The 14,574-nt window shown below is 55.7% G+C and carries 13 protein-coding genes; 9 read left to right on the top strand and 4 right to left on the bottom strand.

Annotation, left to right across the window (positions count from 1 at the left end):
- The first annotated feature begins 459 nt into the window (after positions 1-459).
- The gene (locus Q1B13_RS24655) at positions 460-3,900 is read left to right on the top strand and encodes an autotransporter outer membrane beta-barrel domain-containing protein (RefSeq protein ID WP_299085347.1); all 3,441 of its coding nucleotides are present in this window, start codon (positions 460-462) and stop codon (positions 3,898-3,900) included.
- A 237-nt stretch (positions 3,901-4,137) separates the two neighbouring features.
- Here Q1B13_RS24655 and Q1B13_RS27095 read toward each other — a convergent pair whose 3' ends face one another.
- The 3 genes from Q1B13_RS27095 to Q1B13_RS24665 form a co-directional block, all read right to left on the bottom strand.
- Entirely contained in the window at positions 4,138-4,476 is a 339-nt protein-coding gene (locus Q1B13_RS27095) for an ArsR/SmtB family transcription factor (RefSeq protein ID WP_367180728.1), read from the bottom strand.
- Entirely contained in the window at positions 4,466-4,909 is a 444-nt protein-coding gene (locus tag Q1B13_RS24660; protein ID WP_299085344.1) for an SRPBCC family protein, read from the bottom strand. Before Q1B13_RS24660 ends, Q1B13_RS27095 begins: the two co-directional genes overlap by 11 nt.
- Before the next feature lie 295 nt (positions 4,910-5,204).
- Positions 5,205-6,431, bottom strand: coding sequence for an MFS transporter (locus Q1B13_RS24665; RefSeq protein ID WP_299085341.1), 1,227 nt, complete (start codon positions 6,429-6,431; stop codon positions 5,205-5,207).
- On the opposite strand from Q1B13_RS24665, the gene Q1B13_RS24670 reads away from it, so the two are divergent.
- Together Q1B13_RS24670 and Q1B13_RS24675 are read left to right on the top strand one after the other, a co-directional pair.
- Entirely contained in the window at positions 6,432-7,490 is a 1,059-nt protein-coding gene (locus Q1B13_RS24670) for a GlxA family transcriptional regulator (RefSeq protein WP_299085338.1), read from the top strand. It begins immediately after the preceding gene.
- Positions 7,491-7,792: 302 nt separating this feature from the next.
- Positions 7,793-8,068 carry a hypothetical protein gene (locus Q1B13_RS24675; protein WP_299085335.1) on the top strand — a complete coding sequence of 92 codons (276 nt, stop codon included), beginning with the start codon at positions 7,793-7,795 and terminating at the stop codon, positions 8,066-8,068.
- 201 nt (positions 8,069-8,269) lie between these two features.
- On the opposite strand, the gene Q1B13_RS24680 is transcribed toward Q1B13_RS24675, so the two are convergent.
- Complete coding sequence (locus tag Q1B13_RS24680; protein WP_299800666.1) at positions 8,270-9,124, bottom strand: endonuclease/exonuclease/phosphatase family protein; 855 nt, start codon at positions 9,122-9,124, stop codon at positions 8,270-8,272.
- 478 nt (positions 9,125-9,602) lie between these two features.
- On the opposite strand from Q1B13_RS24680, the gene Q1B13_RS24685 reads away from it, so the two are divergent.
- From Q1B13_RS24685 to Q1B13_RS24710, 6 genes are all read left to right on the top strand, one after another.
- Complete coding sequence (locus tag Q1B13_RS24685; RefSeq protein ID WP_298938028.1) at positions 9,603-10,520, top strand: DMT family transporter; 918 nt, start codon at positions 9,603-9,605, stop codon at positions 10,518-10,520.
- Positions 10,521-11,076: 556 nt separating this feature from the next.
- On the top strand, positions 11,077-12,264 hold the full coding sequence (locus Q1B13_RS24690) for an aminotransferase class V-fold PLP-dependent enzyme (RefSeq protein WP_298938029.1): 1,188 nt from the start codon (positions 11,077-11,079) through the stop codon (positions 12,262-12,264).
- Positions 12,261-13,028 (top strand): CDP-alcohol phosphatidyltransferase family protein, encoded by a 768-nt coding sequence (locus tag Q1B13_RS24695; RefSeq protein ID WP_298938030.1) that lies wholly within the window; start codon positions 12,261-12,263, stop codon positions 13,026-13,028. Before Q1B13_RS24690 ends, Q1B13_RS24695 begins: the two co-directional genes overlap by 4 nt.
- Before the next feature lie 36 nt (positions 13,029-13,064).
- Complete coding sequence (locus Q1B13_RS24700; protein WP_298938031.1) at positions 13,065-13,892, top strand: phosphocholine cytidylyltransferase family protein; 828 nt, start codon at positions 13,065-13,067, stop codon at positions 13,890-13,892.
- Between the two features lie 100 nt (positions 13,893-13,992).
- Positions 13,993-14,130: a hypothetical protein gene (locus Q1B13_RS24705; RefSeq protein ID WP_298938032.1), complete on the top strand. Its 138-nt coding sequence runs from the start codon at positions 13,993-13,995 to the stop codon at positions 14,128-14,130.
- A 117-nt stretch (positions 14,131-14,247) separates the two neighbouring features.
- Positions 14,248-14,523: a hypothetical protein gene (locus tag Q1B13_RS24710; RefSeq protein WP_299085329.1), complete on the top strand. Its 276-nt coding sequence runs from the start codon at positions 14,248-14,250 to the stop codon at positions 14,521-14,523.
- Positions 14,524-14,574 lie beyond the last annotated feature (51 nt).

Consider the following 14,574-nt stretch of genomic DNA (forward strand, 5'->3'; position numbering starts at 1 on the left):
GGTTCATCGGTTCATCGGTTCATCGGTTCATCGGTTCATCGGTTCATCGGTTCATCGGTTCATCGGTTCATCGGTTCGCCCTGGCGCACTGACCAGTTACATCATCCTGACAGCCTAAAATCCGGCCGCAAGTCGGCCACCGCGCATGGATCAATTGGCGATCTGATCAGGGCTTCCGGATTGGATGGCTTTACGCGGTTGTCCTCAGCCGCCGTGATGGCGGTCACTGGTGCGAGATCAGCTGCAGTCATTCTCCGCTTTTTATCCCGATCAGAACGGACGGTGCGAAAGCAACGCAGCCGATCGCCAACTGTGGTTCGCTTTCGCTTCAGGCTCAAACAACGCCTCTGGCCGATCTCCATACCTATGCCCGCATTTATGCCAACCCACTGACTGCCTGACGGGCAGGGCGGTGCCTTGCCTAGATTGTGCCCCAGTCCTTCACAGGAGAGTTTCAAAATGACAAACCAGTCCTCAGACACCCAGCCCGCCCCTCAGTCGCTTAACGTTTTGGTTCGGGCTGGTCGTTTGGCCAAGTTCAAGGGCCAGGTGGCGAGCATTGCGCCAGGCCTTTCGGTGGTGGCCACCGCTGCGGTGCTGTTCGTCGGTGGCGCGACCCAGGGCATGGCACAGCAGGCACGCGATGCGTGCGGGGCTCCGAGTAACGGCGTCGCTGCATGTGCCGCTGGCACCAACTACGCTAATGGCATCACCTATGATGGCGTTCAAGGTGGTTTCACTCTGATACTTGACGATGTTGACACCAGGGTAGGCGGGGAAGGGGTGTTCGTGCAGGGGTCGTCGTCGGACGCGGGTAACATTTCTGTGCGATTGGACAGCGGCAAAGTCACCGCGGATGCGTTAGATGGCTTTGCGCCCGGGCTTTATGGGAAGATCCAGAACGCGTCGAGCGAAGCCGCGGTGGTGGTGCGAGTGGGTGTAAAAGGGCGAGAGCATGCAGACGCCATTACAGGGGATACCATTACGCAGATCAATACGCGCGGTAAAGGTGCCCATGGGCTTTTGGCGAGCCACAATGGCAATGGCAATGCGACGGCGCTCGTGGTGGGCGGCAGCGTCACCACGAGCACCACCGGGAATGAGGACATAACTGTAGGGCTTTGGGCGAATGTCTTGGGCGCGGGGAACACAGCCACGGCGGCAGCGCGAGTGACCGAAGGGGGTGAGGTCAGGACGACAGGTGGCCGTGGCCATGGGCTTTATGCGCTCAACGATGGCAATGGCAATGCGACGGCGGAACTGGTGGACAGCACAGTCACCACGACTGGGTTCGTTGGTCACGGGCTTTATGCGCTGCTTAGGAATGAGAATAGCGACAGCGAGACAGCGACGGCGATGGCGCGAATGAGCGGAGAAGAAGCGGAGGTCCGTACGTTCGAAAACCATGCCGTAGGACTTCTTGCGAAGGCCGATGGCCTCGGTGGCAAGGCGGCGGTGCAAATGAATGGTGGCGAAATCTCCACGGAGGGGGCTCATAGTCGCGGGATGTATGCGTATGTCGCAAACAGTGCGAGCACAGACACGGCGACAGCGACCGCGCTAATGACCGCAGGTCATATCAAGACGGGAGGTTTCCGGGGCCATGGGATAGAGGTACTCACCGAAGGACTTGGCGCTTCGTCGACGAAAATGGAGGGCGGTACAATCACAACGACTGGGGATCATGCTTACGGCATTTTCACAGGTCTCGACAACTCCACGAACCAAGGCACGGCGACGCTGGAAATGACGGGCGGTACGGTTACCACGACTGGGCAAGACGCTCATGGCTTGTTTGCGAACGGTCAGACCATCGGTCAGGCGAAAGTCATTCTCGGTGAGGGCGCCGTTGTAGAGGTTCACGGAGCGGGTGCAAACGGGATTCGCACTCAGGGTGGGTCAGGGAGCTTTGACGTAGAGGTCGCTGGGTCTGTGACGGGCGGAGACGTGGCTGCGACGAAGGAAGTTGGAGTTACCAACGGCGCTGCGATACAAACGTTATCCAGTGGCGGGGGAACGATTGATATCACCAGCACCGCCAGGGTGACTGCGGGAGACTCTGGTATTGCGATACAAGACGGCAATGGCGTAGAGGATACCACCTTAGATTCTTATTTCACCTCGGATACAGTCATCACTTCTGCAGGGACAGTTACCGGCACTGTTCTTCTTGGGACGGGTAACGACGTTCTGAACTTGGAAGGCGGCACCTTCACCGGCGACATCTATGGTGGTACGGGCAACGATACAGTCACGATTTCTGCCGCAACCATCTATGACTTTTCCCACGTTCTGGACGGCGGTGCGGGCGGTGATGATCAGCTGACTTTGAGTGGCCGCCAGAGCATCACAACCACAGCGGACAGGCTCGTCAATTGGCAAGGCATCACGCTGAATAACACGACCCTCAGCCTGGATGGGGTTGGGCACGCGGGGGCTGGCATGCTGGATGTGGATCTGTTGTCCATCGACGCCGGGTCTGCGTTTCGCGCGACGGGCGGGGACGGGGGCCTGACCATCCGAGGTGATGTGACCAACAATGACGGCTCTGTCGTCTTGAGCGTGCAGAACGGCGAGACGGGGGATGAGATCAGAATTGAGGGCGATTACACCGCATCGCGCGCGGGATCGGATGTTTTTGCCCTGGATATGGGTAGGGATGCAGATGGTTTGCGCACCGATACAGTTGTCATCACCGGCGACACGTCAGGTGAGATGACACTGTTGATTGCCGGTATGGACAGCGCCGATCTCGAGGGCGCGCCGCTTGTGATGGACGTGGTCTCTGTTGGCGGAGAGGCCAACGGAACCTTCACCCTTGTGGGGGGCAACTATGTCACGTCGGACGGGGAGCACGCGATGATCTCGGGTGCCCACCTCTATAAGCTGGCTGAGACGGGCCAGGGATTGGCGTTGAGCGCGCGGTCGGAGAGCGGTGAGATCAGCTGGCAACCGTCAGCGCCAATCTATGACAGCTATGGTGCCTCGCTGCTGGCGTTCAATGCGCCCTCTGGGCTACATGCGCGGGGCAGCTCGCAAGACTTCCGGGACCTTGCCTGGAGCGGACAGGCCGCTCAGACCAGTGGCTCCCCGCTGTGGATCCAGATGGGGACAGAGCAGATCACATCGGCGGCCGAGCAGAGCACCACGGGGGCGGCGCGCGACAGCAGCCTCTGGGAGATGGAGATTGGTGCGGATATCGTGCTGGACACCAGCACGGCAGGTCTTCTCGTGGGCGGGCTGATGCTGTCCTACGGCACGGGCAGTACGGATGTGAGCTCAGACTTTGGGGACGGGTCGATTGAGACCACGGGGCTGGGCCTTGGGCTTGCTGCCACGTGGTATGACCGCCGGGGGTTTTATGTCGACGGTCAGGTGACGGTGAGCTCCTACTCGAGCGACCTGACCGCCGCCAGGCTTGGGAGCTTGACTGAGGGCAACAGCGGGACGGGCTTTGCGCTGTCGGTCGAGGCTGGCCAGCAGCTTGACTTTGGCGCGCGGCTGACGGTGATCCCGCAGGCGCAACTGAGCCTGTCCTCTGTTGCGTTTGATGACTTTGAGGGTGAGCGCTACGGGGAGCAGGTGACGCTTGAGGATGCGTCCAGCCAGCAGCTGCGGCTTGGGCTTGAGTTTGGTGCGCAGGAGGCACAGGAGACGCGGCGTCTTTATGGCATCGTGAACCTGTTCCATGAGTTTGGCGCGGGCAGTGAGGTGAATGTTGCCGGGGCGACCCTGACGACCGAGAGTGAGCCCTGGGCAGTTGGGGTCGGCATTGGCGGCAACTATGCCCTGACGGACCGCGTGGATCTCTTTGGCGAAGCCTCTTATGCCACCGGGCTCAGCAACGCAGGTGATACCAGCGCTCTGAGTGCAAACGCAGGCCTCAAAGTGGTGTTCTAGAAGACCTGCCCTTCACTGTTGTTTTCAGTTTCGTTCGGGCGGCAAGTCGTGAACGGCTCAAACCGGACATTCGTAGTACCAGTGACCTAAGGCAGATGAGCGGAGTCTGTTGCAATTGACTGGTACTAGTCGAATAACTGGTTCCAGCCCTTCGCGTCAAATTGTATGTTGTGCTCTATCCGACACTTTGAGCCCCTTGCGAACCCGCGTAACCCCGAGCCCAATCCGATCAAGGTCTTACTTTTCAACCATCAGTCTCAAACGTTCAATCGCATCGTCCCACTGTTGAGATGCCCGATCAAGATACTGTCTGACTTCGGTCAACGTATCCGGTCGAACAGTGAACTGACTCTCTCGCCCCACGCGTTCACTCTTAACAACGCGGGCATGTTCGAGAACGGTCAGATGTTTTCTGACCCCCTGGCGAGAAAGGCCGGTACCATGCGTAAGTTGGGAAATGGACCGCGTTTGCCCGTCGCATAGCTGAGAAAGTAGAGACAGCCTAGTCGCGTCACCAAGTGCTGCAAACACAGGGGCAGCGGTTTCCGCCGTCATTACAGGTAAACTATGCGACATGGGCAGCAATATTGTTGGCTTGGATGTTCCAGCCTTCGGTATTGTCTCGCAAAACCTCGAGCCGACGGTGGTTTGGCAGAGCTTCGAACCCGCTCTCAGTTATGGTCAATCGGGTTCCTTCGGCTGTGGGCTCTAGGCGAAATTCGACTAGCATCGTGGCCTGCTCGGCAACATCGACGCCAGACTTCTCGTCGAAGTCGTGCCATCTAAACGAAAACAAACGTTCCGGCTCCATGCGTTCAACAACTGCACGCCATGGGTAGTCTTCATAGCCTGGGAAAGTCATCTTTCCAGTTGAAACTGAACCCGGCTTGAAGGGGCCGTCCAGCTTAACGCGGAACCACTGACCAAACTCTTTGTGGTCAGAAATAGCCTGCCAGACGCGCGATAGTGGGGCTTTTAATTCGATAGCTTTCACGATGGTATCAACCATATTAGCAACCTCCTGGTTGCCTATCCTTACCATCGCCGGCTTTAAATGCAACCTATTAGTTGCATTTTTGATTTGGAAGCAGTGAGTCACTAACGCCGACGTACCAAGCATTCATGTATGTCTGCTATATGATGGTTCCTGCCGCTCGAATGAAACGTAACATCCTGCACGTTGGGCTCGCTGCGGACCTCCGCTGTATGGCGGCCCGAAGTCGGCTGTGCGGACTTTTTCTGCCGTTCGCGGAAGGTTGTTGAATGTCTGCTCCGCTGATCCCTGTGGTATTCGGTGACTTGCCTCAGGCTGGCGAAGTAGATCGGACTTCTGGTTTGTCCTTCATCAAAAAGACCAAGATGCCCGCAAACACTGCCAGCCAGACAGATGACCACCAAACCCAGTCATATTGAGCGTAGAGATCATATAAGAACCCGCCAAAGTATGCCCCGGCGGCAGCACCAATCTGGTGTCCGGCGGAGATCAATCCGAACGCCAGTCCCATGACGCCCCTACCGATATGGGATGCCACAAGGCTCGCTGTCACGGGCACGGTTGAATAGTCCACCAGTCCAAAGAGGAAGGAGAAGAAAACCAACGTCTCGAAACTCGCGCCGACGTTGAGCAAGATAACGAAGGTCAAGCCGCGCGTCAGATAAATAAGCCCCAACAGCAGCGGTCTGTTCACACGATCCGTCAACCACCCAGCCAGGATCATCCCGACAAGGTTGATCGCGCACAGAAGTCCGTAAGCGGTGGCGGATGGCACCGGCCCGAACCCGCAAAATGCGGCATAGGGCAGGAAATGAGTCTCAATCACACCCGAGGTCGTGTAGCCGCAAATGAAGTAGCTCCAGAACAGGATTTGAAACGCGGGCAATCTCAGGATGTTTCGCAAATCCTGTAACAATGTGCCGGTTGCGCCTATCTCCTTGGCGGCGATATCTGCACGTCCTGCGGTTCTGGGAAACCATCGAAAGACGCAACCCATAACGATGAGCGTCCCGATGCCAAGTGCAGCAAAGGCCATGCGCCAGTCATACGCGCTGATGAGCAATGCTAATAGCGGGACAAAGACAAACTGACCGCCCGTTGAACCTGATGTCGCAATGCCCGTCGCCAAACCTCTGTTCGTCTCGATCTCTTGTTCGACGGCGGTTGAGACGACATGGGTCGCAACGAGGCCAAATCCGACAGCCGCGATACCGCTGAACGCTAGAAAGAAGGCGATAGGGTTGGCAGTGGTAGCAATCAGAAAACACCCATTTGCCAAAGCCCCGAGCCCGATCAATAAGATCGCGCGCGCGCCCTGTTTGTCGACGAGTCGCCCCCCAAATGGGGCAATTGCGGCCATGACCAAAAGGGCAATAGCGGCAGCACCTGACGTAAAGCTCCTAGACCAGCCGAGGTCCTGTTCCAGAATAGGCATAACCAATCCAAGGGCCGCTCTTGTCGAAAATGTCAGGGCGAGGGCAACAAAGGACAACCCAATGATGAGTGTCGCTGTATTGTTTTGAGATGCTGAGGGCAAATGACTGGCTCCGATGTGTATGGCCAGATCGGTTTACAAGTTGCTGAGATTGGCATAAATGACAATATGCAGTCAAAAACAGCCAGCCGCGTTCGCCGCATCGTCTTTGTCATCTATCCGGGCGTTACGCTTCTGGATGTCACCGGGCCGCTTCAGGCATTCTCAAGTGCGAACAACACCGAGATTGCGAATGGCAAGCAGCACTATCAAATTGAAGTCGCGTCCCCTGATGGCGGACCTGTCGCCACAGACTGTTATGTGGAGTTAAGCAGCATCCCTCTTAAGCAGGCGGCGCTTGATCCTATCGACACGTTGATTGTCGCGGGCGGGGAGGGTGTTTTTGATGTCGTCGAACAACAAGACACCGTGGATTGGCTCGCCAAGACCAGCAAGGGTTGCAGGCGGGTTGCCTCGACCTGCATGGGTTCGTTTCTCACGGCTGCGGCTGGATTGATCAACGGACACAGCGTAACAACCCATTGGCGTCAGGTGGATGAGTTGAAGAGACGCTTTCCGGACATTGATGTGAAGCGCGATCCGCTTTTCGTTCGAAACGGCAATATGTGGTCGTCGGCTGGTGTTACGGCAGGCATTGATCTCGCGCTTGCCATGATCGAGGAAGACATGGGTCATGAAGCCGCCATGCAGGTTGCGCAAGCCCTCGTGGTGTTTTTCAAACGGCCAGGCGGACAAGCCCAGTTCAGCGATGTGCTCAATATTCAGGCGTCGGAAACCGAGGGGCTGTTCGCTGACCTCCATGCCTGGATCGCAGGACATCTGCAAAGTGACTTGAGCGTGCCGAAACTCGCAGAACGGATCGCCATGAGCCCCCGCAGCTTCTCTCGAAAGTACAAGGAGAAAATGGGCATGACGCCTGCAAAAGCTGTCGAGATCATGCGTGTGGATGCCGCCAAACGCGCCCTTGCCCGAAGCGATCTGCAATTGGCGAAAGTCGCCTTCAATGCAGGTTTTTCGGACGAGCAACGCCTCCGGCGCGCCTTCCAACGCCACGTTGGTGTATCTCCATTGGCCTATCGAGACATGTTTGGAGAGAGCTAGTGCTCTGCACTTAACGAACCCCGAAGCGGTCAATCGCCGCTCTGCAGAAATACGGAATCGTGGGCTCGCTCCAGTCATTCGCTGCGCGGGTTCAGACATGTGGTTTGTGTCCACAGCCGCCGTTGCTGTCGAACTAGGATGCTGTCAGTGCATTAGGCCCTTAGCTGCGCAAACCGGACGTTCCCAAGTGCTTTGCAGATGGTGGGACTGCGGGCATTTGCTGCCGTTCATTTCTGGTACCTTCGCGTCTGCTCAGGTGCTAACGTCACCTGATGCTCATATTCAAAATGCTTCGGATAGGAATGGCGGCCGTTCTTTTGGCAGGTTGCTCATCAATTTCTGAAATGAAATCGCAAGATGGCTCAACTTTTGCTCTTAGACGCAACGTCATTACCTATGCTGAACCTGAAGGTCCGGTAACTAACTGTAAATTCACAGAAGCTTCCAAGCTTTGGGTCTGCGAAGACGGCACCAGGTCGACGTTGGTCACAGCAAGTTTACCTTTGTCTTTCCATGGAGTTTTGTTTGTGGAGTTCGATGGCAAAACCTTCACCAATCCCAATCTGCTAGCCGAATAATTTCCTAGCTTGTTTGCCATATATCGGACGAGCTCAAAAAGCCGACATTCGAATGCAGCGCAGCATTTGTAACTTCGGTCTCATAGTGGTCATCTGACAGTTTTGGTAGTGCATATGAGCTGTCCCGACCTAGTCAACGGCGGCAGTGCGGACTTTTCTGCCTTTCGACCCGTCAGCTTTAATGTCCGCTATCGAAGTGGGCTAGACCTCCAGAACAAGCGGGCAGTGATCCGACACTTCGGGATCGTGGATCACGTCGAAGTGCTTTGCTGCATTTTCTTCGTTGATGAGCATATAGTCGGCAAAGCGCCCCGGTTTCTTGTATTGCGAGTTGCGCGTGCTGTCGAAGCCGCGCCCCGTCACCAGTTCGGTCAGTCCGGCACTGCCGAGAATCGAAAGCGTTTCGCTATCCGGCTCAACGTTGAAATCGCCGCAGATCACTGTGAGATCGTCGGGTTCTGCGAGACTGCGCGACATGTCGAGCAGCTTGCGCGCTTGCTTTGCACGCTCTGGCGTATCCATCTTTCCATTCAGGTCGCGTAGACCATGCATATGGGTGACGCTCAAAGCTCGGTTGGCGTAATAGTCCCATGCCCGGACACCATGCGCGCTGCGTGAGCGCGGATGATCCCCGTAACCGAGGGACGAGTAGTCCTTGTGAACGAAGCCCTGCACCTGTCCGATGATCGGCAAAGAGCGATGCACCAAGGTCGCAAGGCCCCATTGGGATGGGATTGAGGTATCGTCGTCCCAGAGCACCCCCTGCGCGGCCGGACAAAAGATCGCGACATGCTCCGGCAGAGCGGCACTGACATCTCGAAACAGATTGGCGCGTTGCGGCAGGATGTGATCGCCGTCGCGATACGTCAGCCAGTCTTTTTCAGATGCGGGACTATGGATGACCTCCTGCAAGCACAGAATATCGGGAGTCGTCTCGGCGAGGTATGGCAGCAGCTCCTCATGCAGTTTTCCGCCCCAGCCGTTCAGACACATAATTTTCATCGCTTGCTCCCTTTTGTTGGAGCGGACATTCGCCGCAACTAAGAAAAGAAGCAAGTTGGGCTAGATGCGGCCATTCTCTGCGACGTCCCCAATTGGTCTAAGAGCCCTTTCCGGACCTCCGCTAGCACGATTGATTTTGCCAGCGCAGCACGTCGAGAACCGCAGAAACTGGACGTTGGATTTCTTAGGCTGGAATGGTGAGAGAGTGGACAAACGATGAATTCGCTGCGTTTGCGCAGGAGACTGCTTTTGTGCGTTTTGCGGACCTTCACCTTGGATTGCAAACAAATTGCACACCAACAGAGGCGACGACCTCGATTCAAACGCATAGTTTTTCCGATCCTCCATCAGTTGCCTAGCGCTAAACCCGAAGTATTGTTTGAACCGGCCCATAATGACATCGGCAGCAGATGCCGGTCTGAGGCTATTCCTCGACATCTATGTGCCGCGAACAGCTTCGGTGTCGCAAACGGAAGGCTAATGCAACAGCCTTACCGCTAGCAATGAGGCAGAAATGTCTTACGGAGCCTGAATGACTGCCATGAACCAATCGTCACTCGGCACTGACGGGCACCGGTTCGGTGTCCTGTTTGTCTTTGCTGCTGGTGTGCTTTGGTCGACCGTCGGGCTTGGAATACGGCTGATCGAAGACGCGGTTGTGTGGCAGATATTACTTTACCGATCGGCCAGCCTGTCACTTCTGCTTTATGTGTTCATTCGCATGCGCTCTGGTGAAAGCCCCTTTGCCCAGATCCGCCGCACCGGGTTCCCAGCAGTGATCGCAGGGCTGTCGCTGGTGGCCGCCTATTCCGGCGGGATATATGCGATACAGGCGACATCTGTGGCAAACGCCATGCTTTTGTTTGCGACAGCACCCTTCATGGCGGCGGTCTTAGGGTGGATTGTTCTGCGTGAACCTGTGCGCCCTGCCACCTGGGTGGCGATCACCGTTGCCATTGCCGGTATCGCGATCATGGTCGCAGATAAATCCGGAGGCGTCGCCCTGAAGGGTAGCCTTGCGGCGTTGGGGTCCGCCTTTGGATTTGCGGTCTTCACTGTGGCGCTGCGGTGGGGGAAATCGGGTGAAATGCTGCCGTCGGTGTTTCTGTCCGGATTGTTTGGCATCATCGTGACGTCCGGCATATGTCTGTTTTTGGAATTGTCGCTTGTGTTGTCGTTCCGGGATGGCGGCATTGCAATGGGCATGGGGGTGTTTCAGGTCGGCGCAGGGTTGATCCTGTATACTCTGGGGTCTCGCAGCCTTCCTGCTGCGGAACTCGCGCTGTTGTCACTGGCTGAGGTTCTGCTTGGCCCGCTATGGGTCTGGCTGTTTATCGGCGAAACGGCCACGCTGAACACATTGACAGGAGGCGCGGTTTTGCTTGCGGCCATCGCTGGAAACGCTCTGTCAGGCAAGCGACGCAAGCCGCCGCCGATCACCTCACCTTAGGGGATTGTGGGCAACCAATTCCTGATGGATCTGCCGTGGGTGGGTGCGTTGCAAGTGTGATCAGATACACGTGCACATGATAAGTGTTGCACTTGGGGTTCCGATATATGTGTTGCTTTTGTGTAGCTTTAGCCCTACGGCTCATGGAGCACTAGTTTGGCGTGCTACAATATTTTTTCGGCCAATCTTGATCGCTCACCTTATCGTCCTGCGTTGACCCAAGCATTTGCACCGGGCGACGCTGGTCAGATGACGATCAATTGGCCGCATAGCTAACGACCATTTCTGTTCGACCCTACAATACCGTTGCCAAGATGTTGCCAAGCAGCACCTGAGGCGCTTCTGGTCCGCTTTCATTGACAGGATCAGATATCCGAAATTTTTCCATACCCGTCCAATTTCCGGACGACACGACTACGGCCCTCAATATGGCCGTGTTTTCGAACTCGATTTGTGCCCTCTCGACGTCTCTGCGCGGTTCGCGCTCAGGGACACATCATGGGCGTACCGGCGTTGCAACCAAAGAGTTGCAGCGTCGTTGGAGCATGGCCTGAATTTGGACAAACAACTGCTTTTCACCCCCGGCCCTGTGAATGTGGCCGAGACTCTGCGTACCGCGATTTGCAAAGAGGATATCTGCCATCGGGAAACTGATTTTGATGCCCTACTTGCAGGTATTGAGCACAAAATACTCTCCCTTTTTCAGATCAGAAAAAGGGAACGTTACCGCGCGGTGGTGATCACCGGCTCCGGGACAGCAGCGAATGAGGCGATCCTGTCCTCAGTTGTTGGAGATGGTACCGTTCTGATCCTGTCGAACGGAGAGTTTGGCGGGCGACTGCACAAGACATCAGTGATCCATAACAAGAAGACCCATCTGATCGAAATGCCCTGGGGCACCGCCTTCGACATACCGCAAATCGCAACGTATCTTTCGAAACACAAGATCGATGTCGTGGCCATGGTCCATCACGAGACGTGCTCCGGCATACTGAATCCGCTGGCCAAGATCGGAGCCCTGGTCAAAGCCAGCGGCGCACTCTTTGTGGTGGATGGGGTCAGCTCGGTTGGCGCTGAGATGATCGACATGGAGGCGTGTCATATCGCTTTTGTGTCCAGCTCCAGTTCCAAAGCCTTGGGGTCATATCCCGGCCTGTCTTTTGTAGTGGGGCGAAAGAAACAGTTCAAACGGCTCAAACGCCACGCGGCCAAAACCACTTACCTGAATCTCGCGACGTTCTACGCATTCCTCAAGACCCACAGTCAGACGCCAAACACACCCGCGGTACCGTTGTTTTTCGCACTGGATCAGGCGCTGACAGACATTCTGCGCGAGGGCGTGCTTAAGCGATATGCCCGCATCAAGGCACGCGCTGATCTGCTGCGGAACGGCATGCGCAGACTCAATCTCGACTTTCTGGTTGATGAGGCGGACATGTGTTCTGTTCTAACGACAGTGCGAATTCCGGCATCCGTATCCGTGCACGATCTGCGTGCGCGTCTGCGTGATCATTCCATCATCATCTATGAAGGAAAGGGATGCTTTGCAGGTAAGGTTTTTCAAGTCGGCAATATCGGGGAACTCTCGGATGACGACATCCGGTATTTCCTGTCCACGCTCAAGGACGTGTTGCTGACGCTTCAGGCCGATGCGGCAGACCATGTTCCTTCGGTCCGGTTAAAGCACGCGCGCCTTGACGTGATGACTATGCCGGTGCCCGCACATGTGCGGGTAGTATCATGAACGACAAGCTAAAACGCCTTTGGGCGACCAAGACCCGCGATGACGAATGGTGGTCGTCTTTTGTCACGGCACCGCTGGCGATCGTTGCCAATTACGGTGCTGTCGACATCCCCTGGATTACGCCAAACCGGATCACGGCGGCTTCGTTCCTTGTGGCTGTCGCAGCAACACTTGCAATTCTGATCGGAGGCACCGCGTGTTTCGTCGCGGCGGCCATCCTGATCCATATCAGCCACGTCCTGGATTGCATGGACGGTCAGTTGGCGCGCTATAGAAAGGTTTCGTCCCCCGTCGGCAGTTATTACGACCGTATCACGGATCAAGTGCAGGTCACGTTATGGTTTGGGGCGGCAGGCTTTGCTGCATTTGCGCAGACAAACAGCGTCACGCCGGTCTTTCTGTCGCTACTCGGAATCGCGTTCTATGGATTACGCGGCTACGCCAAATACGTGGCGTTAGAGATCGAAACGGGACGCAACCCGGATTATCCTGCTCAGATCGCGCAAATGAAACAGGTACAGACCACCGCAGGTCCAGGATTTGGTCTAAAGGCAAATCTAGTCTGGTTCGGGCGAGAACAAAGCAAGGTGCTCGCCTTTAATGAAGGCGTCTTCATCTTCATGCTCTCTGCGGCACTCATCTTGGACCAACTCATACCTATGCTTTGGGTATTTGCGGCAAGCCAGGTGTTTTTGGGCCTCTACAAATCGTGGCTGCGCGGAAAAAGCATCGACGAAAATCTGAAAGTTCCAACGCAAAAGTAGCCTGCTTCAATACGGGTCATTTAGGATTCAAGTATCATGAAAAACGAAAATCACCGTGCACCGATTGCCGTCATTCTGGCCGCTGGCATTGGCTCCCGCCTCAGCCCACTGACCGACAATTGCCCCAAAAGCCTACTGACTGTGGGCGGATCTGTCATTCTGGAACGCATGATCCGCAATTGCCTGAGCTGCGGAATGTCGCAATTCGTTCTGGTTCTGGGTCATCGGGCTGATGAGATTAAGAAATTTGTAGAAAAGGCATTTCGCGGCATCCGTGTCACCTATGTGATCAACGACCGATACCGCGAGACGAACACAGGCTACTCCCTGATGCTGGCGGCCAAAGAGATTGGTACAGCTGAGTTTGTCAAATTCGATGCGGACGTCGTGTTTGATGTCAAAATCCTGCGTCAACTTTTGGACAGCGACCATGCAAACGTCTTGTGCATTGACCGCAACATCGCGCTTGAAGATGAAGAAGTTAAGGTCATCGCAAACGATCAGATGCAGGTCCTTGAAGTTGGCAAGTCCGTCGATCCGAAGCGCGCGTTGGGTGAATCTATCGGCGTTGAAAAGATCAGCGCCGGTACGTGTGCACTGCTGTTCGCAGAGCTTTCAGAAATGATGGAGAGCCGTGGAAACCTTCAAGCGTACTACGAGGCGGCTTACGCGCAATTGGTCGACAAAGATACGCAGTTCCATGCTCTTGATATCAGCGGTCTGGACTGGACCGAGATTGACACAGCCAAAGACTTTGCCGCTGCAAATGCGATGTTTAGCAGCCCTGTCACTACCATATCCCGTGGCCAGCAAAAGGTGCTGGACGAGGCTGCGGAAGAAGCGGCTATACAGACGCACGTCTGATGCATCTACTGCCCTGCGCCACAATTCTGGCGCGCGGTGTACAGCGCAGTGATGCCCTTGCCATCCCGGCACTGGATCGCTGCATTTGAAAGGACCCCTCATGGCCAAAGGCAACAACAGCAAGCGCGGCAACAAAGAAGCCAAAAAACCCAAGCAAGAGAAACCAAAGGTTTCTGCGACGGCCAATTCGCTGGCTGGAAAACCCGCACTCGCAATTGGCGGCAAAAAGGTAAAGTAGCCAGAACGTTTCGGATTTCGTCCGTCTGAGGTATTCAGCTTAACTTAGTTGCACACCTTGGCGGGGGACGTCCGAAACTTGTCCCAAAGCGCCTATGATTTAGATGTGGAAGACCCGATGAGCGAAACAGAAAAGTCCGGCACAAAGGTTCACTATGTCTGCCAGACATACATTGCCAAGACCACTGAGCGCGGACAGCAAGGCAACCTTCAAATCGACAAGCAGCTGCAGTATTCTACGCCCCATGAAGCTCAAGAGCGGGCAGAACGTGAATTTCGCGCGGAAAATTGCGTCGGTGCCGACGCCTATTTGGTGATAGAAGATAGCGATTCCGGCGAAGTCGGAGACCCTACATTTTTAGTAAGACTTGGGTCTGTCCCTGAGCAGGATTGACTTCAAAATCGGCAGTGCGTTGAAAACATAGGTTGGCCCGCAAGCGTTTAC

It is taken from the genome of uncultured Ruegeria sp., assembly GCF_947489545.1.
GTDB lineage: Bacteria > Pseudomonadota > Alphaproteobacteria > Rhodobacterales > Rhodobacteraceae > Ruegeria.